The organism is Haloferax volcanii DS2 (assembly GCF_000025685.1).
Classification (GTDB): Archaea; Halobacteriota; Halobacteria; order Halobacteriales; family Haloferacaceae; genus Haloferax; species Haloferax volcanii.
In genome coordinates, this window is sequence record NC_013966.1 from 327,926 (window position 1) to 352,750 (window position 24,825).

Sequence of the window (24,825 nt, forward strand, 5' to 3'; positions counted from 1 at the left end):
ACTCCCGAGAACGAGTCGGACAACAGGCGACCACCGCGCTCGCTGAAACGGTCGGTCTGGCCCGCAATCTGCGAACTGCTCTTCCCCGCCGGAGCGCCGGTCGCCACGGCTCTCGCAGGTCGTTCGTCACTCGTACTTGGAGCCGCCTCGAATCAAACGACGGGGTATATCGCACACTCGACGGCTCGAACAACCGCTCGTCGAGACGTTCGCTATCAGTTCATTCGACAGCGTTCCTCGTCGCTCCCTCGTCGGAAGGCTGTGAATCCGCTGTCCCACCAGTCCAGTAGTCGGCTAGCGGACCGTCAACACCGGTGAGTTGAATCCACGCCTGCGAAGTAATTCCGAGAACGACGATCGAGATGATCGACGACTCCACCGAGAGTGCCGTCTGAGTGAGTAAGAAGGTCGGTGAACCGAACGTCGCATCCGGCATGACCTGTCCGAGAAGCAGACTGAACGCCATATTGATTCCGTAGGGAACGATGAGGGCTGCACCCAGTCGGAGGCGGTTCCCAGCGACGGTGCGCCAACTTTGGACGAACGCTGTCGTGACCGTCGCATCGCGAACGGCGATTTCTTGCTCGACAAACGCAAACGTCAACAGGACGAACCCGACTGGCAGCAGACCCACCAGTATCGCTGGAACAACGAGGAGAGGTGTGTACCACGCACCGACGAGCGTCGTCCGCAGTGATTCGGGAAGCACGGCGAAGACCCCGACCGTCCCGAGAGTGACGACGATCACGACGAGGAAGATCAGAACGAACATGGCCAGTACCCTGAGTAACGTGGCGATGAACAGTCGCAGCGTCGCCCAGCCAAGAGTTCGGAACACCAACTGTTCCGGGAGGTGATCGCGCCCGTCGTCGATGAGCGAACGAACCGCAACGATCTGTATCGGTACCGTCAGTACGCCGCCAGTGAGCCCGCCGAGGAGTGCGGCGCTCGCTGAGACCAGCGACGGGAGGGCCGTCCCGGGTGCCGGCGTCCCTGGTGGTGACGCCGCTCCGGCCATCCCGAGCGGGACGTACGTGGTCGCCAACACCCAGACAAACGCGCTTTGGAGAACAACTGCAACGAAAAAGGTCGCCATGAGGAGGACGCCATTTCGCGTGAGAACGCGTCCGAGTCCGTCGGACACAGTCTGTCGAACGTGGAGGACCATACACCCCGCTTCTCCGTGCCGTGAGTTCAAACCCACGGGTGCTTTTCTGGTTCGGAAAATATCGCGTTCGGGGGAAGGAGGCCCATTCCGGGGGCCTGACGAACGACAGGAGGACCGAGACGGAGACCGGCACGTGGGACGATGGCAGCGAGACGCTAAAGTGGGGCCGTCGACTTTCTGGCCTGGAAAAAGAGTAGAGGGTATTAATTGCTCCGCCCTGAAGTGTTCGACGTGAGTGAGGAGCCCTCCGCCGAGGAAATCTTCGCGCTCCTCGATGACGAGTACGCGCGTGCGATCCTCGCTCAGACGAGCATCGAACCGATGTCCGCCAAAACCTTGAGCGATCGATGTGATGCCTCCCTACCCACGATATACCGGCGCACGGAGCGACTCGTCGACTGTGACTTACTCGCAGAACAGACCGAAATCGGTGAAAGCGGCCACCATTACAGCGTCTTCGAGGCGCGACTCGACAGTCTTACCGTCGAAGTGGACGAGGGAGACATCTCAGTGAGTCTCGACACGGGCCGGGCCGAAGACCCGGCCGACCGCTTCACCGACCTCTGGGAGGGAATCTGAGATGGTTCAACCCAGCATGGACCTGTACGTGAACTACCTCGTGTTGCTGGCGGTGACGCTACTGGCGTTGGTTCTCAGCCTTGCCATCGTTTTTCAAGCCTACCGCGGATACCGACGCAATCGAAGCCAGCCGATGCTGTGGCTCGCGGTTGGACTGGTCCTCCTCACGGCCGTGCCGTTCGTGATATCGTTGACGGTCGCATCGGCCGGAACCGCGCTCGGGTTCGACCCGGTTGTGTACACGTACTACGTCCCCATACTGAACAGACTCATCGAAGTCGTCGGACTGGTCTGTATCCTCTATTCGCTTTATAGCCGACCCTGAACCACTGCTATCGCTTCGAGTTCCGCTCGATAGTGCCGTCATCCCGGAACTGTGGCGTCGTTGTATCCATCGACAGGTGATAGCGCCCGGAGGTCGTCCGACAGACCGGAAACATCTCTCTTGAGGGAGTTGTCTCAGTTCTCCGATGAGAGGAGACAGCAGTCAGTAACGGGGGTTCGTCGTTCACGTCGACCGCTCGTTCGAAGCGACAATCCGCTGGAATCAGAAGGACGGGAGAGGACTCACCTTGCTGTCGGGTCGTCGCTTGAACGCTCGTACGGCTCCGCAGTCGCGTCGTGCCGCCCTCGATAAGAGAGCCAGACGACCACGGTCAACGGAACGAACACAATCGCAACGGTAGCCGCCGGTAGAAAGGAAACGAAGGGAGCGAACACCGTCCATGAACTGATGGCGTCGCAGGACACGGACGAAGTGCGTTCGTCGCAATAGACAGTGGGCAGTTCGCGCGTTCGAGAGAAGAACCCCGTCGAAACCGATTCCGCTGGGAAGATTAGTAATCTGACCCACCGGACGGGGCAGAGTGTTTGCGGGCAAACGAACGACTGCGTACTGCGCCGTAGTTCACCCGGTCAGTTCGTCGTAGACGGCGACGGAGAACGTGAGCAGGAACGCCGACACGACACTACCGATGACCGCCGCGAGGAGACCCACGACGACGAGGAGAGGCGTCGAGAGCGTCGGCAGACCGGCCGCCGAGGCGGCGTCGGCGCTAGCCAAGAGCGAGACGCCGGCGTAGACACCACCGGAAAGCGCGCCGATGACCAGTGCGAGAAGCATGTACCCGACCGTCGCCAGAAGGTTCCCTCGGACCACGCGATAACTCCGCTTGAACGAGTCGATTGCGGACGCACCGTCGATGACGATAGCCTGGCCGTAGAACTGGACGAAGAACGCCACGACGAGATACAGGAGTCCCGCAATGGCCGCCAGACCGATAAACGCCGTCCCGATAGAGCCGTGCGTCAGGAACGCCCCGAAGCCGGCCGCGACACCGACCGCACCGATGACGCCGTTGACGACGAGCAAGAGGACGTAGGCGATCAGCAACGAGAGATAGTTGGCCTTCCCGTCGGCGACGAAACGGGACAGCGAGCTACGGGTGGTCAGGGCCTCGTCGGCCATCCCGAACATGCCGCCCTGGATGAAGGGCGTCACGAGGAGGAAAACCGCGGAGATACCCAGCGAGTAGAGCGTCGAGACGAGCGGATACGACGACTGCAACAGCAGCTGGGGGACTAGCAGCGCGAACACGATCAGTTGTGGGACCAACAGACCCGGAGCACGCTTGAGCGCACCCGGTGTCCGTCGGAGGGCTTGGAGGACTCCCATGGATGAGAAAACGAGGCCCGATGGTATAACCGCCGACGCTGGTTTTCTGACTCGGAAAATAAGTCACAGTGCCGTTGTTTCGAGAGCCGGAGAACGCCACCGACCAAGAAGGTGAACGGTCTCGACGTGAATTCCGTCAATGAGACGGCTCATTGGAGAGGTCACTCTCGGGGACGTTCCCGACCCCGCATCGGCGTCCGTGAGCATTCGCTATCGCCTACTGAGTAAGAGATACACTGGCCGTGAATCGTTCAGCTCGTTTCAGGCCCCCGGAACCCCAGACTGTCCATCGTTGGGGCGGAAGAGGCGGCCGATTCGTCGGGCTAGAGTGCCGAGGGCGAATCCAAGGATTCCGATGGGGATACCCCAGAGTAGTGCGAGGAACAGCGCAGTTCCGAGCGTCTCGACGGCACCGACTGTCTCGAAGTGCATCGCCGTCGTGCCGAAAAGCCGATGAAGGTTACTCGGTGAGAAGTGCGCAATCGGCAGTCCGTATCTGGAGAGACCAATCCCGAAGATGGGGCCCATCACGAGAGCTATCGACGGCACCAACCCCGAGTTTTTCGTCGAGAAGATTGTCGCGAGCGCCACGAGCGTACTCAACCCGAGGAGGGCGACAGCGGTGGGTCCAGTGGTGCTCCAGAGACCTGCAACCCACTGACTGAGACTGTGGGTGTCACCGATGACGGCGTGCTCGACGTGGCGATACCCATACGTACTCCAAATCAGGAGACCGACAACACTCGCGGTTATCGGTGCCGATAGAACTGCGATAAGCGAAGTCGTTCGGTGGCGTCCGACGGTTCCCGCCCAAATCCGTTCAACCGATGGATAGGTGGTTACGACTGCGCTGAACACGGCGTACAACACCGAAAGCGCGGCGACAAGATGTTTGAACGCAGCGACCATGTGGCTTCGTGCTGTTCGTTCAGATGGGTTTCTCGGAGGGTCGTCGTTGCGGGGGGACACGGCGGCAAAACGTGTTCAAAGAAGTAAAAATCTCATTCCGCTTCGGAGCCGGGGTCCGATACGTCGAACGAACAGGATTTTTGTGACGGCTTCGCGTCTCTCCAGTCATGCGGTGGTCCCCGCTTGCACGCAGCGAATACCGGACAGTGCTCACCTCCAAGGGGGCGTGGATACTCGCGCTCCTTGTCGTCCTCTGGGGGTTCCGACCGACATACGCCGGGTGGGACGCGGTCGGGCGAAACATCACTATCGGGTACGTCCAGATCGGCGTCGATCTGTTCCTCCCTATCGGTGCCCTCCTCCTGTCGTATCAGTCGCTCATCGATGAACGAACCACGGGCAGTATCAAGTTCCTCCTCGGGTTGCCGCTGACGCGGACGCAGATTCTCCTCGGGAAGACGGGTGGCCGGTTCGTGGGCGTCGGGACGGCGGCCGTCGCGGCGACGCTCGTTCTCGCCGCTATCGGCCTCATCGAACACGGCACGTTCGCGCTGCTTCCCTTCCTCGGGACGCTCGTCGCGACGCTGTTATTCGCCGGAGTGATGGTCGCAATCGGCGTCTTCGTCTCGACGGTCGCCCGGCGGACCGTGACCGCTGCGACGGGAGTGTTCGCGTACTTCCTCGCGACGGTGTTCTGGAGTCGGATCGTCACGTCGCTCTATACTGCCGTCACCGGCGTCCCGGTCGACCCATACGACGCGCCGGCGAGCGGACCGCTATTTCTCGCGCTCAGACTGACCCCCGACGGCGCGTACAACGTCCTGACGAACTGGTTTCTCGGCGTCGGCAACTCGACGGAGCTATTCCACATCGTCTACACCAAACTCGAACCGGGGGTTTCGGTGAACGCCTTCGTCGTCGAAGCGGCGTTCGACGGCGGTGTCCCGTGGTACCTCCATCCCGCATTGAGTCTGGTCGTCCTACTCGTCTGGGCGGTAGTGCCAGTGGCCCTCGCCCGACGTGCGTTCACCCGGGGTGACGCGCTATGAACTCGACAGAGCCCGCAATCGAACTCGAAACGGTGACCAAGAAGTACGGCGACGTTCGCGCCGTCGACAGCCTCGACCTCGTGGTCGAGCGCGGCGAAACGTACGGATTTCTCGGCCCGAACGGCGCTGGGAAATCGACGACGATCGGTCTGTTGCTCGATTATCTCCGACCGACTTCGGGAACGGTTCGCGTCCTCGGCCACGACCCACGACGCGATGTCGTGGCGGTTCACGACCGCGTAGGGGTGCTTCCGGACCGATTCGGCCTCTACGAGGACCGTTCCGCACGTCAGCACGTCGCCCTCGTCGCAGAGACGAAGCGGGCCGGCGACGACCCGGAGAACCGCCTCGAACGCGTCGGACTCGGTGATGCCGTCGACGACGAGGTGGGTGCCTTCTCCAGTGGAATGGAACAACGGTTGGCGCTCGCGATGGCGCTCGTCGGCGACCCGGACCTGCTCATCTTGGACGAGCCGTTCAGCGGGGTCGACCCCCACGGCGTCCGACGCGTCCGGGAAATCGTCCGCGAGGAGAACGAGCGTGGTGCGACCGTCTTCTTCTCCAGTCACGTTCTCGGGCAGGTCGAACTCGTCTGTGACCGGATCGGCGTCCTCCACGGGGGACAGTTGGTCGCCGAGGGAACGCTCGACGACCTCCGAGCACGGACTGCATCACCCAACGACGCGACGATGGAAGACGTGTTCGTCGAACTCACCGACGCCCGTGCCGACGACGGAGGTGACCGGCGATGAAGCGTCGGACGTTCGTGACTGCGAGCACACTGTCGGTCGCCGGTCTCTCCGGGTGTCTGGGTGACACCGAGTATCGAATCGCCGACACGGCTGTGGAGACGCCTCTGGAAGGGCTCTCGCTGTCAGTGGACCTCGCGGTCGCTGACGCGACGATCGAACATCCTGCGGCGCTCACGCTCTCGCTGGAGAACACGGCCGACGACCCGATTCGAATCCGGAGCTACGGCGTCTGGCCGTTCGGTGTGCTCGCACTCGCACCCTCGCTGACGCCCGGCGAAGACACGTGGAAGACGACGCTGTTCTCCCCGTCGTACGAGGCTAGCACCCGCGTCGAAGTCGGTCGCGGCGGGTCGTCACTATCGCTTGACGGGACGCCGATAACCCGGCCGCTCGATGCCGGTGAGAGCGTCAGCAGGCGATACGAACTCCACGGCGACGACCTCTCGGGTTCGGGGACGCAATACGTCGTCGATCGGTTCGAGCGCAAAGCGTCACGATACGCGACGGGTGACGACTGGAACGCACTCGATTACCGGCTCCGTCTCAGTATCGACGAGAAGAGACGGTTTCCGTTCTAGCTGAGAGGGAGTCATAGCGCAGTTCGGCTTCGTCGGGTTCCTCGAAAGGGAAGTCACGTGAATATTCGCGGTGTTTGTACAGATAATACAATACCCCAGCTTCCGAGACCACATCACTATCAACCTATATTTTATAAATAAAACAATACTAGACGACTCAGAGTGGTTCAGCAGTGAGCAGACAGATGATTCGTTCAAACTAGTACATCGCGAGTAGCTTGTATTGATATCGTCTGACCGTTATCAAGTTTAGTTAATCAGATTGCACTATATATATGTTGGATATAGAACATAGAGTAGCCGAAATATCTCAAAATGTGTTGTTATAGTACGTGCGCCCTCCTTCTGGATATCATCCCAACGTCGTGTGACCTCATTGGGCCTCGCAGAGTATATTGTAGAATTATAGCAATCACCGGAAGGGAAGAACTAGAATGACGGGAGGTTTCGAAGAGAATCGTTCTCGATGAGCGCAAACTCATTCACCGTTCGGCGGGTCGGCCTCCTGTCGAACCGCGAGGAGTGATAGACTGACAGACGAACCAGATATTACAAAGCTCCCTTTGTAACACACTGTGCCACGGAAGCACGACAGAGTAGCCCAGATTCGCTTTGCATACTATCCGAATGCGGAGGTAGCTCACGCACTGCGGATGAGATTGTGACCCCGACTGCGTAGCATCTTACAGCGACGCTGGGCTTCCGTCCGGCCAGTCCGCTATCTCGCCCCGTGATGGGCCGAATCAGTCTATCCGCGGGTCCAACGACCCGATCGCGGTCACACGACCGAGCCGTTTGAAACCCGCTGGCGGTATCGACACCGAAGTGTTAGCCCACAGTGAACAATCTACATGACTAGTCCATCGTCGCGTTCGACGAACCACCGGTCGTGACCCGAACGATGGTCGAGTCGGTCTTGCCGACGCTATTGACGGCCGTGAGTCTGTACTCGTAGTCACTGCCCGAACTCACGCCGGCGTCGGTGTACTGGGTGTAAAACGAATTTTCCGCGATTTCGTCCGCGACGACCTCGAAATCACCGTCGGGTGGCCGCCGATGGAGCGTGTAACTCTCCGCGCCTCGCGCCTCGGTCCACGACAGTTCGACACTCGACGACGACTCGTCAGACACCGACAGTGAGGGTGCAGACGGGTCGTTCGGTCCCACAATCGAGTACTCCTGGAGTGCGAACGCCGTGCCGTTCTCGCGGGGCCGTTCGAGTGGTATCGACAGGACCCTCTCGTGTTCCCACCGATATCTATCGTGTTTTCGACCGTCCACTCCACAGAACGGGCCCTCGTGGAGACAGTAGAGCGTCCAGTCGGTCCACCCCGAGGATGCTGTCGCCAACCCCGGCGTAGAGTTGCCCGTCGACGACGGTGTACACGTGGAGCGCGTCGTTGTCGTCGAACAGCAAATCACCGTGGTTTAGCAAGAAGAGATTGTCGCCCGAACCGACGCGTCGATTCGCCCCGAGACCGGCGACCGCGTCGGAATTAGCTTCCGAGACGAGGCGGCCTACCTCTTCGACGCGCAGTCCGGGACGGCCCTCAAGACGAAGACGGACACCCTCAACGCCCCACAGACGCAGTTGTGACGCGCTTCCGCGTGTGTACACGCGAGGAATCAACACCCCAGTACACCGAAGTCGGCGGCGACAACCAGAAGTGGACGTTCAACGCGCCGTGACGGCGAACCAGCGTCCGGTCGGTGCCTCATCGGGGCACGGTCCGGCCGTTATTCTCTTCGGCGTTCGAGAACACGCCGGGCGAGAGCCGCGTTGGCGAGTGGTCCCGTGCCGACTCACTCGGACGCGAGTCCGACACCTCGGATGGATCCGTCGAGTACCGCGGTATCGAACGCGTCGACGGTGGACTCACCGAGCAGGAACCCGGTGGAATCGGGGACGGTCAACGTCACCGGGTCGCTCGTGAAGTTAAGCGCCCACGTATAGCCGTCGCGCTCCATCACGCGCACGCCGTCCGGGAATCGCTCAGTGTACTCGACGCCGGCGGCGTCCAGTAACTCTGTCACGAGTGCGTCGGCAAGGTCGTCCCCCGGCCAGCAGCCACAGTACGTCACGCTCCCGTCTCCGGCGGCGTTCCGCACGATTGCGGTGTTTCCGGCTGCTTCACCCGTCCGGTACTCGCCTCGTGGAACTCCGACTTCGGGGGCCAGCCACGAAGCCCACGTTCGGAACTCGTACGTCGCACCGTCGTAGGAGAGTCGCGTCTCGACGTGGTCGGGAAGCGTTTCGTGACGCGCCACCTGCGCGCCGGTGAGAGCGGTGAGTGGTCCCGGCGCGAGCGACTCGTGAAGCCGGTTGTACGGGTCTTTCTCCCCCGTTCGAGCACCGAGGAGGAGACAGCCACCCGAATCGACGTAGTCGGTCAGCGCGGTCGACAGTTCGTCGCCGACGAGATACAAAGTCGGTGCGACGACCGCGTCGTACCGTTCGAGAGTCGCTTCCGGCGAGACGATGTCGACCTGCACGCCGCGGGCGCGAAGCGCATCGTAGTACGTCCGTAAGGATGAGGTTACTCCGGAGGGAGGCTCAACGTCTGCGCGAAGCGCATCGTAGTACGTCCGTAAGTGGTTCCAGTAGTCCCAGTCGGGCGAGAGAGGTTGCGAACGCGTCGCCCACAGGCTCTCGTAGTCGTGGACGAGCGCGACTGACGCATCGACCGAATCCAAGTCGAACAGTTCGTCGGCGGCGGTCGATGCTTCGCGGTACCCGCGGTCCGGAGAGCCGTCCTGCCGCCGAAGCCCGGCGTGGTACTGTTCTTGCCCTTGACGACAGCGACGCCAGCGGAAGTAGACGACGGCGTCCGCGCCGTGGGCGACGGCGTGGTGAGCCCACAGGCGCATCGCCCCGTCGGCCGGTTGCGGCGACTGCGGCGGCCAGTTGATGTCTCCCGGCTGTTGCTCCATCACCCAGAACGGCTTTCCTTTCGCGCCGCGCTGGAGGTCGTGGTTCATGCTCACTTGGTCGGGGTTCCCCGCTCGTAATTCGTCGACCGTCGGCGTGTCCGGCTGTCGGTCCTGCACGAACCCCGTCGGATAGGAGTCCCACGAGAGGAAATCGAGGTCGTCGGCGAGGCGAAAGGCGTCGAGTGAAAAACCACCCATGAAGTTGTGCGTGACGAACCACTCGTCGTTTGCTTCGCGGATGAGGGCTGCGTGCAGGCGGTTGTACTCGGCCACGCTGTCGTTACTAAACCGTTCGTAGGCGAGTACCCGCGAAGGGTGGTTGGCGGCCGGTGTCGGTTTTGGGGGGTCGATACTCTCGAAATCGTCGTACTGCTGGCTCCAAAACGTCGTTCCCCACGCGTCGTTGAGGTCGGCAACGCTCTCATAGCGGTCGGCGAGCCATTCGCTAAATGCCTCGCCACAGTCCTCGCAGTAGCAGGTAACCGTCTCGTGACAGCCGAATTCGTTGTCAGTCTGCCACCCGGCGACGTGGGGGTTGTCGGCGTATCGGTCGGTCAGCACGCTAACGATGCGTTCGGTCTCGGAACGGTAGGTGGGTGAGTTGAAACAGGTGAACCGACGGCTCCCCCACTCACGCGGCGTACCGTCTTGCTCTCGCTGTCGAACGTCGGGATGTTCGTCGACGAGCCATTTCGGCGGCGTCGCTGTCGGCGTGCACAGAACCGCTTTCATACCGGACTTCCCGATGAGTTCGACGGTCTCGTCTAACCACGCGAAATCGAACGTCCCTCGCTCCGGTTCGATTCGTCGCCACGCGAACTCCCCCATTCGAACGTATTCGATTCCAGCCTCGGCCATCTGACTGATATCGGTCTCCCAGCGCTCTCGCGACCAGTGCTCCGGGAAATAGCAGACACCAACTGTCATACACAATGATCAACGTGGTGAGATATAGTTCTTTCCGGTGTATGAGCACCGATTGATATCCACTACTCGGGTCCTCCCGTACGGGGGTGCCGTCACAAATTTCGGCCCCACCGCCCGCAGTTATGTACCACCGTGAGAGACAGTCGTGCGAACACATGAACGGCTTAACTGTCGGTGTGAACGCCTCCGCTATCGAACGCGAGACCCGGTCGCAAGCCGCCGAGGGGCGTCGATGACGGCTGAACTCGTCACGTTCGGCGAGACGATGATTCGGCTGAGCCCGCCGGAGGGCGAGCGAATCGAGACCGCCCGGTCCCTCGAATTCCGGACCGCCGGTGCGGAAAGCAACGTCGCGGTCGCCGCCTCCCGTCTCGGCTGCTCCGCCGCGTGGCTCTCGAAGCTTCCAGACTCGCCGCTCGGTCGACGCGTTACCACGGAACTCCGAACACACGGCGTCGAGCCGTACGTCCGCTGGGACGACGACGCTCGCCAAGGCGCGTACTACATCGAACAGGGGCGCGCGCCGCGTCCGACGAACGTGATATACGACCGCGCCGATGCGGCAGTCACGACCGCGCGACCGGACGAACTCGCTGTCGACATCGTGGAAGACGCGGCGGCGTTCTACACCAGCGGCATCACGCCGGCGCTCTCCGAGACGCTTCGGGAGACGACCGGCGAGCTTCTGCAAACGGCGACCGAAGCGGGGACGACGACCGCGTTCGACCTCAACTACCGGTCGAAGCTCTGGTCGCCGTCCGACGCACGCGACGCGTGCGAATCGCTCTTTCCAAAGGTCGACGTCCTCGTCGCCGCAGAACGAGACATCCGCGCTGTTCTGGAACTCGACGGCGACGCGCCGACACTCGCATCGGAGTTGGCCGGCGATTTCGATTTCGAGACGGTCGTGGTCACTCGCGGGGAAGACGGTGCACTCGCCCGACACGGCGGAACGGTGTACGAGCAACCGGTCTTCGAGACGGACACGGTCGATGCCATCGGGACCGGCGACGCCTTTGTCGGCGCGTTCCTGTCGCGGCTCATCGCGGGCGAACCAGTCGAAACAGCGCTCGCCTACGGCGCGGCGACCGCCGCGCTCAAACGGACAGTTCACGGCGACCTCGCGGTCGTGACGCCTGACGAAGTCGAACGCGTCCTCCGCGGAGGCGACGCCGGAATCGACCGATAACGACCACTTTCGCTGAACGTTTCGGTTCGCCGCGCGGACCGCGCTGAGACGGGGAGCGCCGAACTTCCGAGCGGTGGGTGTGCGTCAGTCGCGGCGTGCGCGTTCGACCGCTTCGACGAAGGAACGCGCGTTGGTCTCGATGGTCGCGAAATCGCCGCGCGAGACGGCGTCGTTGTCTACGATTGCGCTGCCGACACCGACGGCAGTCGCTCCGGCGTCGAAGAACTCGTCGACGGTATCGAGGGCCACGCCACCCGTCGGAACCGTCGGGATGTGTCCGAGCGGCCCGCCCAGTGCGGAGACGAACTCGGGGCCGAGCGTTCCGGCCGGGAACACCTTCACCATCTCGGCACCGGCCTCGTAGGCGTTGACCGCCTCCGTCGGTGTCGCGATGCCGACCATCGAAGGGGCACCGTATCTGTTACCGGTCCGGATGACCCCCTCGTCGAACGTCGGCGTGACCAAGTACTCCGCACCCGCGAGCAGCGCCGCGCGAGCCGTCTCGCTGTCGAGGACGGTTCCCGCGCCGATGGTGACCTCGTCCGCCGTGAACGACGCGGACACGTCGCGGAGCATGCCGAGGACGCCGTCCGTGTTCGCGGTTATCTCGACGGTCGAGACGCCGCCGCGCGTGAGCGCTTCGACGGTTTCGATCGCCGTGTCGGCGTCGGTTCCACGGATGATGGCGATGAGGCCGGTCTCCCGAATGCGGCGTGCTGGGTGGTGGCTCATACTAGCTCCTCTCGGACGAACGGTTTAAACGCGGTGGTCGCCCCGTCCCACGATACCATCTCGACCCGTCGAGCCGACGGCTCAGTCGAGCGTGACCACACGGCCGGACTCGCCTGCTTCGTAGACGGCCTCGATGAGTCGCATATCGAGGACGCCGTGTTCGCCGTCGGGACCGATCGGCGCGTCGGTCAAGATGCGGTCTGCGGCGTAGTCGAACAACTCGGTCATCTGATTGACCTGCGGCGTGTCGAGCGTGACCGAAACGTCGTCGCGCGTCACTCGGATTTCGGTTTCCATGTGGAAGGCAGGCTCGACGAGAATCTCGCCGTTGGTCCCGACGATTCGGAGGCTCGTCGTCGCTTGGGCGTTTTGACTGGCGGTCGCGGCCAAGTACGTTCCGTCGTCGAACTCCACCATGAACGAGCTGTGCTCGTCGGGTACCTGGTCGAACGCGTCGTGAGAAGATTGCATGAACGCCTGCGCGGCAACCGGATCGGAATCGAGCAGGAACCGGCAGGTGTTGAGTGGATAGATGCCGATGTCCGTGACGGTCGCCCCCGGCCCCGCCAGTTCGGGGTCGAGCCGCCATTGATTCGGGTCGGAAATCAGTTCGAGCATCGCTTGCGAGTTCGTCCCGATTGCGTGGACCGGGTCGCCGATGACGCCGTCGCGAATCAACTTTCGCGCGCGTCGAATCGCGGGTTCGGTATGCATGCGGTAGCCGACGATAAGCGGAACGCCCGCCTCGTCACACGCATCGACCATCTGCTGCCCGCGTTCGCTACTCGCCTCGATCGGTTTCTCGCAGAGGACGGCCTTGCCCAACTCGGCGGCCGTCCGCGCGTACGGGAGATGAAGCGCGTTGGGCGAGCAGATGTACACCGCGTCGTAGGCGTCGGCGGCCTCGCCGGCGTGGAACTCGTCGTACGAGAGACCGTGTGTCGCCGTTTCGACGCCGGCCGCAACCCGCTTTGCTTTCTCAGAGGTGCTACTGACGGTGACGGTCGTCTCGCACAGCCCGGACGCGTCGATAGCCGGAATCGCTTGGTCGACGGTCCACCACCCGAGCCCGATGACTGCGATGCGGACCGTCCCGTCGGAAACACGCTGCCAGTTACGGCGCTCGAAATCGTCGAGGAACGCTTCTAACGACATACGAGTTGCACATGATGGACGAGTCGTATAATATCGAGGGGTCGAAGGCGGGCACCGGCGTCACAGTCCGAGAGAAAGGTTTTTTCGAGGGACACCCCAACGAATACGTATCGAACCCCATGAGTAAGATTACAGAGTATGAACTGTTCGAGGTGCCACCGCGATGGCTGTTTCTCAAGTTGGAGACGACCGACGGCGTCGTCGGCTGGGGCGAACCGGTCGTGGAGGGACGCGCTCACAGCGTCAGGGCCGCCGTCGAGGAACTGATGGACAACTACGTCCTTGGAACGGACCCCGCGGCAATAGAAGACCACTGGCAGGCGATGTACCGGGGAGGCTTCTACCGCGGCGGTCCGGTGTTGATGAGCGCGATTGCGGGTATCGACCAGGCGCTGTGGGACATCAAAGGGAAACACTTCGGAGCCCCGGTTCACGAACTGCTCGGCGGTGCGACGCGAGACCGAATGCGTGTCTATCAGTGGATTGGTGGGGACCGCCCCTCGGAGGTCGCCGAACAGGCCGAACTGAAAGTCGAGGCGGGGCTGACCGCCGTGAAGATGAACGCCACGGCGGAGCTTGAACGGATTGACACGCCCGCGTCGGTCCAAGCGGCGGTCAATCGACTCGAAGAAGTCAGGGAGGCCGTTGGCCCCGAAATCGACATCGGCGTCGACTTCCACGGGCGCGTCTCGAAGCCCATGGCGAAGCGGTTGGCGAAGGCGCTCGAACCGTACGAGCCGATGTTCATCGAAGAGCCCGTCCTCCCCGAACACAACGACGTGCTCCCGGAAATCGCACAGCACACGACGATTCCGATTGCGACGGGCGAGCGAATGTACTCGCGCTGGGATTTCAAGCAGGTGTTCGAGAACGGCGCGGTCGACCTGATTCAGCCAGACCTCAGCCACGCGGGTGGCATTACCGAAGTCAAAAAGATCGCATCGATGGCCGAGGCGTACGACGTCGCACTCGCACCGCACTGTCCGCTCGGCCCGATTGCGCTCGCCTCGTGCCTCCAAGTGGACACCTGTTCCCCCAACGCGCTCATCCAAGAACAGAGCCTCAACATCCACTACAACCAGCGGAACGACGTGCTCGACTATCTCGAAGACAAGAGTGCGTTCGAGTACGAAGACGGCTACGTCGCGGTTCCTGACGAACCCGGACTTGGAATACAGATGGACGAACAGTACATCCGAAAGCAGGCCGAACGCCCGGTCAACTGGCACAACCCCGTGTGGCGTCACGAAGACGGCAGCGTCGCCGAGTGGTGACCGGCCACCGCGAATCGTTCACTAACTGTTAACAACTTATTTGTACGTCGGTCGAGTGTCGGAGGGTATGCCCACCGCAGACGACTACGGAATCAAGGCGACGATGACGAGCCATCGAATCCTCGATACGATACGGAGTCGCGACCGGCCGACGCTGACAGAAATCGCTCGGGCACTCGACCTCTCGAAACCGGCGGTCCACAAGCACCTCGCGACGCTCGAAGCTATCGGCTACGTCATGCGACGTGACGGGGGGTACGAAATCGGACTCGAACTCGTGAGTTTCGGCGTCTACGCGAGGCGACGCCAGCGGATATACGAGGTCGCCCGGTCACGGGTGGTCGAACTGGCCAACACCATGCGAGAGCAGGTCTGTCTGGTCGTTCCGGGACAGGGTAGTGAGTGGAACTGCCTCTACATGTTCACGGCCGTGCCAGCGGATGTAGACACTCCGGACCAGGAGGGGGAGATACGACCATTGCACGCGACGGCGGCCGGGAAGGTACTCCTCGCCAATATGGACAAAGACGAGGTTGCGGAGTTTCTCGACCACGACTCGCTCTCCTCGGAGACTGCGAATACGATTACCGAACGCAACGAGTTGCAGTCCAAGCTCCAAGCGATTCGCGACCAAGGAGTCGCATACGACAGACAGGAGCAATCGGACGACTATCGCGGTGTCGCCGCACCGGTCCTCGACGACGACGGTCGCCCGTTGGGCGCAATCGAAGTCCTCGGCCCTCCTCCGCGAATGAGCGGAAAGCGTCTCGAAGAGGACACCGTCGGATTGGTCGTCAGCGGAGCGAAGGACGTGGAGAATAAAATCTCTATCGACTGATGGATTTTCTATTAGTTAACAACTCCGGTGCGAGAGATAGAGATACGGGTACGGAGAGCCGAATAGATGCCTATGAAGTTCATGAGGGGCATCATAGTGGATAGATAGACCGGTCGTGGGGCGGAGAGTGTTTTCTAATGGTGAACAACGATGAACTATCTGTATATGTGGCTCTGTGGGGTGGTCGGTGGAAAAAGGCGAATGAGATTACACACATAGATATGTAATTAGACGTCGAGGATTCGAGGTCGAACTCGTGAACCGGGCAAGTGAGTTTGACAGGTCGTTCGAAGGAGTAGTATTTCGATTAAGATACACATATATCGGCACCACGCGCGCGGCGACTGGCTTACGGCTGTGGAACTGAGTGACTCGCATGTGGTGAGCGTGGGATGCGTTTGAATGAACTTTCGATCAACGTAGTCAAACATACCGACCAAGCAAAACCGAAGGGCATCGGCCAACGGATTCCGTAATTCCCCCGAGAAATACATCGGTTGGGAGGTCGTGTTTCTCCGGGAGTCAGCAGAGAACCGGAGCAGTCTACGGTACCATACAGTCCAAACGCTGCATCGTCAAGCAGTGGTTCACGCCAGACACTATTGGTCGATTTAGACAATAATACACCGTGAAGACGTGCCAGCCTGTCCGGTACTGGCGGTCGACATCGACAGTGAAACCTCAATCACGAATATCGTTCAGATATTCAGTCATGAAGGCTAATGTTCGACTAGCCGAAAAATACTCACAGTCAGATAGATAGTAATAACTGACAGTCTACAAGGGAAAGTCACAACTCGAACCCACCGACCGGTCGAGCAAGCCTTCGATACCAAGAAAGCAAGCGTCGCTCGTTAGTGGTTCGTTCTCAGAACCACGGGTTTCGGAGGTAGAATCGAAATATCAGCTTAGAAAATATCTAAGATATCTTACTTCCGAAGGTAGGTATGCGTCGAAATGTGTAAGTCGACGTATTAACCCCGGAACCCACATTTCGCGAACACAACCTCGACAATGAGAAGGCTGGCAACCGCCCCCGCGAGACTCAGCGAAGGCCGTGGTCACTGCGAGGCCAAGCCAGCGTCAACAGAACGCTCAGCGGAGGCGAAACAGCCATGACCGTCGGTTTCGAACGGCGAACCTGAGCGTGACCCACGGAACGAAGCGGGCGGCCGAAGCGTACGACGCAGTCGAGAGTCACGAGGAGTTGATTCGGTGGTCTCGGGCGTACTGCACGCGCGCGGTCGCAGCGCACGGTTTCGACGTGATGCTCGGCCCCGTCTGCTGGGAAGTGTCCACGCGGGCGAAACGTCGCGCGGCCGCGGTGAAGACCCCGACCATCGAGAACGCCAGCGTCGGGAGGGCTATCGACTGGAGTGCACGGGCGAACGGGTTCGGGGAGTCGACGCCGCCCGAATGCACGATGTCGCTGTCGTGGCGGGCGTTCGAGTCGTTCGACCGCGAGGAGTGGTCCGCGACGCTCCGGCACGAACTCGTCCACGTCGAGCAGTTTCAGGCGTTCGGCGCGACCGACCACGGACCGGCGTTCAAACGCCGCGCCGAGGCGGTCGACGCCCCGGTTCGCGTCCGCCGGTTCGCGGAGCCGAAGTACACCCTCTCTTGCGAGGCCTGCGGCGCTGACGTGGCCTACCGCTACCGCGAGTGTAAACTGGTCCGCGAGTCGTCGGCCTATCGCTCCGCGTGTTGCGAAGCGCCGCTACACTGTCGAAAACGGCGGGAGTAGCAGGCGAGAGTCGCCCGCCCCGCGAGCGACTATCGGCTCGGCGGGTGCGCCCGCGCCTCCCGAATCGCCACGAAGGCGACCGCGAGGACGAACACGAGCGCCAAGAAGAACTCGACGCCGGGAACGGTCCCGGCGATAGCCCAAACGTACACGTCCTCCGCGCCGAGGATGACGAACAGCGCGACGAGAATCACCACGCCGGTTCGACCGATGCCGAGTCTCATACGTCGATTTTGCCACCGCGACAACATAAGCGTTGGAGGCGACTGTCGTCTCGTGAGAGACAGTGGTATTGCTGATTTCACGAATACTACGTGGCGATTGACGACAAGAGAGTTGTATTGTAGCAGGAAAATGAGTATACGGGGACGATATAAATATTCGAGGAGGATATAAGAACATTCGAGTTAAAATAGTTCGAGTCTAAGAAATGATTTTGTTAAGAATTGATATTTATTCGAAATACTACGCAGTCTGTGAGAAGCGAGAAGAGACTCGAAGCCGACGAAATCGGGAGGCCACCACCGTTACCACGCGCTGCGAGAGGAGACTATTTACCGCGCGAGCGTGATCGGAAACCAGTATCGAACCCATGCGACACGTCCCAGGAACCTTCTCGATAGCGGCGCGCGACCCCGAGGCGAACGTCTACGGCGCGGCGGTGACGACCGGAACCGTCGCCGTCGGCGCGACCTGCCCCTACGTGAGCGCCGGCGGCGCGGCGGTCACGCAGTCGTACACGAAGCCCGAACACGGCCGCGACGCGGTCGCCCGCGCGGAAGCCGGCGAGCGCATCGACGACGCCTTCGAATCGCTCCTCGACGACGACGACCACGCCGCCTACCGACAAGTCCACGGCGTCGGCGCGGGCGGCGAGTTCGCCTTCACCGGCGGCGAGTGCGTCTCGTGGGCCGGCCACCGCGTCGGCGACGACTACACCGTTGCGGGCAATATGCTCGCCGGGGAGGGTGTCGTCGAGGCGACCGCCGAAGCCTACGAGGCCGCCGACGGCGACATGGCCGAGCGACTCGTCTCGGCGCTCGAAGCCGGCGAATCGGCGGGCGGCGACGACCGCGGCGAGCTGAGCGCCGCGCTGCTCGTCCACGCGCCGACGCCGGAGTTCTACCACAACCTCCGTGTCGACCTCTCCGACGACCCGGTGGCCGACCTGCGCGGCCTGCTCTCGGAGGCGCGGCGCGCGAAAGCCCAGATTCGACGAGAGACGGACGCGCAGTTCGGTGACTACCCGGACGAGATTCTGGAGTTCGGCGTCAAGTACTGAGTCGACCGCGGCGCTAAAAAAGTGACCGCGCGGGCGGCGTCAGTCCGAGTCGGCCGGGCTGGTCTCCGCACGCTTCGACGGCGTGATAAACGAGTCGCGTTGGCTCATCTCCTCGTCGGAGAGGTGACAGGAGATGTAGTGGTCGCCGCCGTCGACGGCTTCGAGTTCCGGGAGGTCCTGCTCGCAGACATCGCCGATTTTCTTCGGACAGCGCGTCTGGAACGGGCAGCCCGACGGCGGGTTGATGGGACTCGGGACGCTCCCTTCGAGGAGAATGCGGTCCGTCTCGCGGTCCGGGTTCGCGTGGGGGACCGCGGACAGGAGGCTCTCCGTGTAGGGGTGGAACGGCGGCGAGAACACCTGCTCGATGCGCCCGAACTCCGCGATTTTCCCGAGGTACATCACGGCCACGCGGTCGCAGATGTGCCGGATGACGCCGATGTTGTGCGAGATGAACAGGAACGAGATGTTCTCGTCGTCCTGAATCTCGTTCAGGAGGTTGAGAATCTGCGCCTGCACGCTCACGTCGAGCGCCGACACGGGCTCGTCGCAGACGATGAGCTTCGGTTCGACCGCGAGCGCGTGCGCGATGGCGACGCGCTGTTGTTGGCCGCCGGAGAACTCGTGGGGGTACTTGCTCGCGGCGGCCCGCGAGAGGCCGACGCGTTCGAGGAGGTCGCCCACGCGCTCGCGCTTTTCCTCGCCGGTGGCGATGCCGTGTTTCTCCATCGCGCGCCCGACGATTTGGCCGACGGTCTTCCGCGGGTTGAGCGAGCTCTGGGGGTCCTGGAATATCATCTGCATCTCGCGGCGCAGACTCCGAATCTCCGAGGAGCCGAGTTCGTGGAGCGGCTGGCCCTCGAAGTACACCTCGCCGTCGCTCGGTTCGAGGAGCCGGAGCGCGGTGCGAGCGACCGTGGACTTCCCGCAGCCGGACTCGCCGACGAGCCCGACGGTCTCGCCGGGGTAGACGTCGAAACTCACGTCGTCGACGGCCTTGACGTGCCGCCGTTCGACGGTCGGCAGGCCGCCGCCCTCCCACGAGAGGTGGACGTTGCCGAGGATTCCTTCGCCGGCGTCGAAGTATTTCTTCAGGTTCCGCACCTCGAACAGCGGCTCGCCGGTGCGGTCGATGTCGCGGCGACCGGCCCCGGCTTCGGGGACCGTGCTCTCCGAGAGGTCGAGGTCGTCGGCGTGGAGACACGCCGCGCGCGACGAGCCGTCGCCGACGGGGTCGAGCGACGGGTCGCCGCCGGTCCGACACGCCTCGGTGGCGTGCGGACACCGCGGCGCGAAGTTACAGCCGCTCGGGAGGTCCCCGAGGTCGGGCATCGCGCCGTCGAGCGTCGGCAGTTCGTCGTAGTCGGTGTCGACCTCCGGGATGGAGTCGATGAGCGAGCGGGTGTAGGGATGTCGCGGGCGGTCGAACAGGTCGCCGAGCTCGGCCGTCTCCACGAGGTTCCCGGCGTACATGACGCCGACGTGGTCGCACGTCTGGGCGACGACGCCGAGGTTGTGGGTAATCATCAGCACGGCCGTCCCCTCGCGCTCCTGCATCTCGTTGAGCAGGTCGAGAATCTTCGCCTGCGTCGTCACGTCGAGCGCGGTGGTCGGCTCGTCGGCGATGATGAGGTCCGGCTCGCAGGAGAAGCCGATGGCGACGAGGACGCGCTGGCGCATCCCCCCGGAGAACTCGTGGGGGTAGTCGTCGATGCGCTCTTCGGCGTCGGGAATGCCGACATCGTCCATCGACTCGATGGCGAGCTGGCGTGCCTCCGACTTGGAGACGTCCTGATGGCGGCGAATCGTCTCCGTAATCTGCTCGCCGACGGTCATCACCGGGTTGAGCGACGACATCGGGTCCTGCGGAATCATCGCGATGCGGTTGCCGCGGATGTCGCGCATCTCGGCTTCCGTCTTCTGGAGGAGGTCTTCGCCGTCGAAGACGACCTGTCCGCCGGTGATTTCGCCGGGCGAGTCGATGAGGCGCATGAGCGACCGCCCCGTCACGGACTTGCCCGCGCCCGATTCACCGACGAGACCCATGGTCTCGCCGCGGTCGAGCGAGAACGACACCTCGTTGGAGGCGACGATGGGGCCGCCCTCGGTGTGGAACTCGGTTCTGAGTCCGCGCACGTCGAGCAGCGGGCCGTCGTCGGCCTCGGCGTCGGTCGCGGTACTGGGTGCGCTCATTCTATCGCCTCCACTTTGGGGTCGAGCACGTCACGCAGTCCGTCGCCGAGCATGTTGAACCCGACGACGGCGATGCCGATAGCCAGCGCTGGGAACAGCAACATCCACGGCGCGGTCTGCATGAAGCCGCGACCGGTGTTGATCATCAGCCCCCACGACGGCCGCGGCGGTTGCGCGCCGAGGCCGAGGAACGACAGGCTCGCCTCCGCGAGGATGGCGAACGAGACGTTCAGCGACCCCTGAACCAGCATGGGCGCCATACAGTTCGGGAACACCTCGCTGAAGACGATGCGCGAGTCGCTCTCGCCGCGGGCGATTGCGGCCTCGACGTACGCCTCGTTGCGCTCGGCCAGCGCCGCGCTCCGCGAGACGCGGGCGATGTACGGCGTGTAGACGAACGCGAGCGCGATGACGACGTTACTCAACTCCGGGCCGAGAACGACCAAGAGCGTGAGCGCGAGCAACACCGGCGGGAACGCCATCGCGGCGTCCATGACGCGCATCAGTATCTCGTCGGTTAACCCGCCGGCGTAGCCGGCGACGACACCGACGACGGCCCCGACGGCGAGCGCGCCGGAGATAGCTCCGAAGCCGACGTACAGCGAGATGCGGCTTCCCATGACGACGCGGCTGAAGATGTCGCGGCCGAGGTCGTCGGTGCCGAACGGGTGTTCGACCGACGGGGCCTGCGAGCGGTCTTCGATGTTCGTCGCGTCGATGGGGTACGGCGCGATAACCGGCGCGAAAATGGCGACGAGTACGAGCAGCACCACGATGGAGAAGCCGAGCATCGCCTTCGTGTTACTGCGGAACTTCCGGACGAACCGGGCGATGCGGTCGCGCTGTGACTGCGTGATGGTGAAGCGACCGCGGTCGGTCTCCTGTTCGGTCGCCATCAGTCGTCACCTCCGTAGCGGATGCGCGGGTCGAAGTACGCGTACAGCAGGTCTGCGGCGAAGTTCGAGAACATGTAGATAAGTGCGACCACGAGGATGCACCCCTGAATCAAGGGGATATCGCGGCTCTGAATCGCGGTCAGCGTCAGCCGACCGATGCCGGGCCAGAAGAACACCTCTTCTAACACGACGACCCCGCCGAACGCGTAGCTGAACTGGAACGCGATGACCGTGATGACGGGGATGATTGCGTTCTTGAGCGCGTGTCTGAGGACGATGACCCGTTGGCTCATCCCCTTCGCACGCGCGAGATTGATGTACTCCTCGCTCAGCACCTCCAGCATCGACGACCGGGTCATCCGCATGATGTAGGCGGTGAGCGCGAAGCCCATCGCCCCCGCGGGGAGGACGAGTCGCGTGAGCGACCCGACGAGGTCATCGCTCGGGGAGACGTACCCCCCGGTCGGAAAGAGGTTCAGCCAGACGGCGAACACCAGGATGAACACCAGCCCCCACAGGAAGATGGGCATCGAGATGCCGACGAAGGCGAACATCGAAGCGCTCACGTCGGGCGCTTCGTTCTGGTTGACGGCGGCGTAGACGCCGAGCGGCACCGACAGCACGACGGCGACGAGCGTCGCGGCGACCGCGAGCATCATCGACCGGGGAAGCCGCTCGGCGATGAGCTGTGCCACGGGCTCACCGAACCGGAGCGATTCGCCCATATTCCCCTGGAGGAGCCCGACGACCCAGTCGATGTACTGCACGTACAGCGGGCGGTTGAGTCCCAGTTGGGTTTGGAGCGCTTCGAGCGATTGTTCGGTCGCGTTGGGGCCCAAGATGAGCAGGGCCACGTCACCGGGCAGGATGTTGGTGACGGCGAAGGCGATGAGCGTGACGAAAAACAGCGTCACCGCCATGAACCCGACGCGCCGAACGACGTAGTTGTACATCGACATTGTGTGGAATCTCTGTTAGCGGTCGAGCCAGTTGTCTCCGAACTGGAGCGTCGACCCGTCGGGCGCGCCGATATCGCCTTTGTACTGCGAGGCGGCCCCGTAGAGACTCGGCTGCCACCACAGGAAGAGGTGGCCGGCGCGCTCCTCGTGGAGAATCTCCGTCGCCTGGTGGTAGAGGTCGGCGCGCTCCTGTTCGTCGTAGATGGTGCGGGCCTCCTCGACGAGCGCGTTGTAGTCCTCGTTCACCCAGTTGGTGAAGAAGAACGCCCCGTTGGGGTGCAGGAACTTGTAGAACGACACGTCGGGGTACCAGAGCGCGAGGTAGGAGCTCGTCGTCGCCTGGAAGTCGCGGTTGGAGTAGACGTCCGAGAGCCACGTGCTCCACGTAATCTGCTGGATTTCGAGGTTGATGCCGACCTCGGCGGCGTCGGCGGCGATGACCTCCGCGGCCTGCACCTGCGTCGGGTAGGACTGCGGAATCTTGAACGTCGCCGTGAAGCCGTCGGACATACCGGCGGCGTCGAGGTGCTCTTGGGCCTTGTCGAGGTCACGCGGGCGCGGCTCGATGTCCGGGTTGACCCACGGACTGCCGGGCGTCGCCGGGGACGCGGTGGTCTGGCCGGTGCCGTAGAGGGCCGCTTCAGCGACCTTCTCCTTGTCGATGGTGTAATCGAGCGCGAGGCGGGCGTCCTTGTTGTCGAACGGGGCCACGTCGCAGTTCAGGCCGAGGTAGACGAGCGATTTCGGGAACTGCTTCTCGAATCGAACGTCGGGGGCCTGCTCGACGCGAGAGACGTCCTTCGGCGCGATGCCGTTGATGAAGTCGTACTCGCCGGCGAGGAACGACTGGAGGCGGACGCTCGGGTCCGGCATCTCGCTCTTGACGATGGTGTCGATGAACGGGCCGTCCTCGTCGGACGCGCCCCAGTAGTCCTCGTTGCGCGACATCGTGAACGAGGTCTCGATTTCGCGGCTCTCGAACACGTACGGACCGGTCCCGATGGGTTCTTCGACCATGTCCTTCTCGGCGTTCTCGGCGGGCATGACCGACAGCTCCGCCGTCGCCATCTTGGCGAGGAACGGCGCGAAGGGTTCGGTGAGTTGGACTTCGAAGGTGTAGTCGTCGGGGGCGCGAAGCTCCTCGACGTAGTCGAAGAAGCCGGTGGCGAGGTAGTCGCCGTTCTGGACGCGCTCGTAGCTCGCCAGCACGTCCTCGGAGGTCATCTCCTTGCCGTTGTGGAAGGTGACGCCCTGCCGGAGGTTGAACGTCAGGAGCGTGTTGTCGTCGGACTGCTCCATCGACTCCGCGAGGTGCGGTTCGATGGAGTAGTCGTCCTGCAGCGCGACGACTTCCTCGTAGATGTTTTCAAGAACGCGCTTCGAGGCCGCGGAGGTGTCGATGTGCGGGTCGAGACCCTGCACCGGCACCGCGCCGCCCCACTGGAGCGTGCCACCCTGCTTCCCGCCGCTCGCGGCGGTCGTCTCGGTGCTCTCCGTGTCGTCGCTTCCACCCGAGGACCCCGAATCTTCGGTCGTGCTGTCGTCCGAACCGCCGCCCGTACACCCGGCGAGCGCCGCCGCGCCGGTCGTCGCCGCCGCCCCGAGGAAGGTACGGCGGTCGAAACGACTGCGACGCGTGCCGTCGCCGGTGCTGTCGGAGGAGTCGCTCCCCTTGCCATTCTCTTGCATACAGTCGCCCAAATCCGTTACTGTGTGATAAAAATTGTGGTTGTGTGAGTACAATCATCATATCGAGACGAGAGAGGTGTAACACCAGATACCATTTCGAGCGCCGGACGAGAGGGAACTGTGGAATGACCAATTCCCCCCGGTCACGTCCGGGATTACTCCCAGAACGTCAACCCACCTCCCCACAGGCGACGGTCCAAATCGACGACCCGACGACGGCCCGCAGGTCGGTCGCGAGCGACCGAGCCGTGCCGACAGGCGTCTTCGAGCGACATGGTAGGGGCAGAGTCCGAGAACCCACATCCA

General features: G+C 62.6%; 22 protein-coding genes. 10 read left to right on the plus strand and 12 right to left on the minus strand.

Annotated elements, in window-relative coordinates; all coding sequences use genetic code 11:
• Positions 1–220: 220 nt before the first annotated feature.
• On the minus strand, positions 221–1,168 hold the full coding sequence (locus tag HVO_RS03270; RefSeq protein WP_004043231.1) for a hypothetical protein: 948 nt from the start codon (positions 1,166–1,168) through the stop codon (positions 221–223).
• A gap of 222 nt (positions 1,169–1,390) precedes the next feature.
• Between HVO_RS03270 and HVO_RS03275 the strand changes: the two genes are divergently transcribed.
• Both HVO_RS03275 and HVO_RS03280 read left to right on the plus strand, forming a co-directional pair.
• Positions 1,391–1,747 (plus strand): winged helix-turn-helix domain-containing protein, encoded by a 357-nt coding sequence (locus tag HVO_RS03275; protein ID WP_004043232.1) that lies wholly within the window; start codon positions 1,391–1,393, stop codon positions 1,745–1,747.
• Position 1,748: 1 nt separating this feature from the next.
• Positions 1,749–2,072, plus strand: coding sequence for a DUF7521 family protein (locus HVO_RS03280; protein WP_004043233.1), 324 nt, complete (start codon positions 1,749–1,751; stop codon positions 2,070–2,072).
• A 582-nt stretch (positions 2,073–2,654) separates the two neighbouring features.
• Here the strand turns inward: HVO_RS03280 and HVO_RS03285 are convergent.
• Complete coding sequence (locus tag HVO_RS03285; protein ID WP_236995442.1) at positions 2,655–3,422, minus strand: DUF7847 domain-containing protein; 768 nt, start codon at positions 3,420–3,422, stop codon at positions 2,655–2,657.
• Positions 3,423–3,683: 261 nt separating this feature from the next.
• Entirely contained in the window at positions 3,684–4,391 is a 708-nt protein-coding gene (locus HVO_RS03290) for a hypothetical protein (RefSeq protein ID WP_236995443.1), read from the minus strand.
• Positions 4,392–4,498: 107 nt separating this feature from the next.
• On the opposite strand from HVO_RS03290, the gene HVO_RS03295 reads away from it, so the two are divergent.
• From HVO_RS03295 to HVO_RS03305, 3 genes are read left to right on the plus strand one after another with little or no spacing between them, the layout of a single operon-like run.
• Positions 4,499–5,380, plus strand: coding sequence for an ABC transporter permease (locus tag HVO_RS03295; protein WP_013035087.1), 882 nt, complete (start codon positions 4,499–4,501; stop codon positions 5,378–5,380).
• Positions 5,377–6,132 (plus strand): ABC transporter ATP-binding protein, encoded by a 756-nt coding sequence (locus HVO_RS03300; protein ID WP_004043237.1) that lies wholly within the window; start codon positions 5,377–5,379, stop codon positions 6,130–6,132. The genes HVO_RS03295 and HVO_RS03300 overlap by 4 nt, the downstream gene beginning before the upstream one ends.
• Positions 6,129–6,710, plus strand: coding sequence for a hypothetical protein (locus HVO_RS03305; RefSeq protein WP_004043238.1), 582 nt, complete (start codon positions 6,129–6,131; stop codon positions 6,708–6,710). Before HVO_RS03300 ends, HVO_RS03305 begins: the two co-directional genes overlap by 4 nt.
• 855 nt (positions 6,711–7,565) lie before the next feature.
• Here HVO_RS03305 and HVO_RS21225 read toward each other — a convergent pair.
• Together HVO_RS21225 and HVO_RS03315 are read right to left on the minus strand one after the other, a co-directional pair.
• A complete protein-coding gene (locus HVO_RS21225; RefSeq protein ID WP_008605804.1) occupies positions 7,566–8,060 on the minus strand; it encodes a fibronectin type III domain-containing protein in 495 nt (164 codons plus the stop codon).
• A gap of 453 nt (positions 8,061–8,513) precedes the next feature.
• On the minus strand, positions 8,514–10,568 hold the full coding sequence (locus HVO_RS03315) for a beta-galactosidase (protein WP_013035125.1): 2,055 nt from the start codon (positions 10,566–10,568) through the stop codon (positions 8,514–8,516).
• Between the two features lie 232 nt (positions 10,569–10,800).
• Between HVO_RS03315 and kdgK2 the strand changes: the two genes are divergently transcribed.
• Positions 10,801–11,757: a 2-dehydro-3-deoxygalactonokinase KdgK2 gene (gene kdgK2 / locus HVO_RS03320; RefSeq protein WP_004043241.1), complete on the plus strand. Its 957-nt coding sequence runs from the start codon at positions 10,801–10,803 to the stop codon at positions 11,755–11,757.
• An 84-nt stretch (positions 11,758–11,841) separates the two neighbouring features.
• Here kdgK2 and HVO_RS03325 read toward each other — a convergent pair whose 3' ends face one another.
• Both HVO_RS03325 and gfo6 read right to left on the minus strand, forming a co-directional pair.
• Positions 11,842–12,489 (minus strand): bifunctional 4-hydroxy-2-oxoglutarate aldolase/2-dehydro-3-deoxy-phosphogluconate aldolase, encoded by a 648-nt coding sequence (locus HVO_RS03325; RefSeq protein WP_004043242.1) that lies wholly within the window; start codon positions 12,487–12,489, stop codon positions 11,842–11,844.
• Between the two features lie 81 nt (positions 12,490–12,570).
• Positions 12,571–13,644: a D-xylose 1-dehydrogenase Gfo6 gene (gene gfo6 / locus HVO_RS03330; protein ID WP_004043243.1), complete on the minus strand. Its 1,074-nt coding sequence runs from the start codon at positions 13,642–13,644 to the stop codon at positions 12,571–12,573.
• A gap of 119 nt (positions 13,645–13,763) precedes the next feature.
• Here gfo6 and dgoD point away from each other — a divergent pair, with 119 nt between their 5' ends.
• The 3 genes from dgoD (at position 13,764) to HVO_RS03345 (ending at position 17,500) form a co-directional block, all read left to right on the plus strand.
• Positions 13,764–14,918, plus strand: coding sequence for a galactonate dehydratase (dgoD, locus tag HVO_RS03335; protein WP_013035117.1), 1,155 nt, complete (start codon positions 13,764–13,766; stop codon positions 14,916–14,918).
• A 67-nt stretch (positions 14,919–14,985) separates the two neighbouring features.
• Positions 14,986–15,756, plus strand: a complete 771-nt coding sequence (locus HVO_RS03340; RefSeq protein ID WP_004043245.1) for an IclR family transcriptional regulator — start codon at positions 14,986–14,988, stop codon at positions 15,754–15,756.
• Positions 15,757–16,903: 1,147 nt separating this feature from the next.
• Positions 16,904–17,500, plus strand: a complete 597-nt coding sequence (locus HVO_RS03345; RefSeq protein ID WP_004043246.1) for a SprT-like domain-containing protein — start codon at positions 16,904–16,906, stop codon at positions 17,498–17,500.
• A gap of 29 nt (positions 17,501–17,529) precedes the next feature.
• On the opposite strand, the gene HVO_RS03350 is transcribed toward HVO_RS03345, so the two are convergent.
• Positions 17,530–17,724 (minus strand): hypothetical protein, encoded by a 195-nt coding sequence (locus HVO_RS03350; protein WP_004043247.1) that lies wholly within the window; start codon positions 17,722–17,724, stop codon positions 17,530–17,532.
• Positions 17,725–18,092: 368 nt separating this feature from the next.
• On the opposite strand from HVO_RS03350, the gene HVO_RS03355 reads away from it, so the two are divergent.
• Positions 18,093–18,782, plus strand: a complete 690-nt coding sequence (locus HVO_RS03355) for a DUF1028 domain-containing protein (protein WP_004043248.1) — start codon at positions 18,093–18,095, stop codon at positions 18,780–18,782.
• Between the two features lie 39 nt (positions 18,783–18,821).
• Here the strand turns inward: HVO_RS03355 and HVO_RS03360 are convergent, their stop codons facing one another.
• Genes HVO_RS03360 through HVO_RS03375 form a run of 4 tightly spaced genes read right to left on the minus strand, consistent with a single transcriptional unit; the run spans position 18,822 to position 24,519 of the window.
• A complete protein-coding gene (locus HVO_RS03360; RefSeq protein ID WP_004043249.1) occupies positions 18,822–20,975 on the minus strand; it encodes a dipeptide ABC transporter ATP-binding protein in 2,154 nt (717 codons plus the stop codon).
• Positions 20,972–21,871: an ABC transporter permease gene (locus HVO_RS03365; RefSeq protein ID WP_004043250.1), complete on the minus strand. Its 900-nt coding sequence runs from the start codon at positions 21,869–21,871 to the stop codon at positions 20,972–20,974. The genes HVO_RS03360 and HVO_RS03365 overlap by 4 nt, the downstream gene beginning before the upstream one ends.
• Complete coding sequence (locus tag HVO_RS03370) at positions 21,871–22,830, minus strand: ABC transporter permease (RefSeq protein ID WP_004043251.1); 960 nt, start codon at positions 22,828–22,830, stop codon at positions 21,871–21,873. Before HVO_RS03370 ends, HVO_RS03365 begins: the two co-directional genes overlap by 1 nt.
• A 15-nt stretch (positions 22,831–22,845) precedes the next feature.
• A complete protein-coding gene (locus HVO_RS03375; protein WP_004043252.1) occupies positions 22,846–24,519 on the minus strand; it encodes an ABC transporter substrate-binding protein in 1,674 nt (557 codons plus the stop codon).
• Between the last annotated feature and the right edge of the window lie 306 nt (positions 24,520–24,825).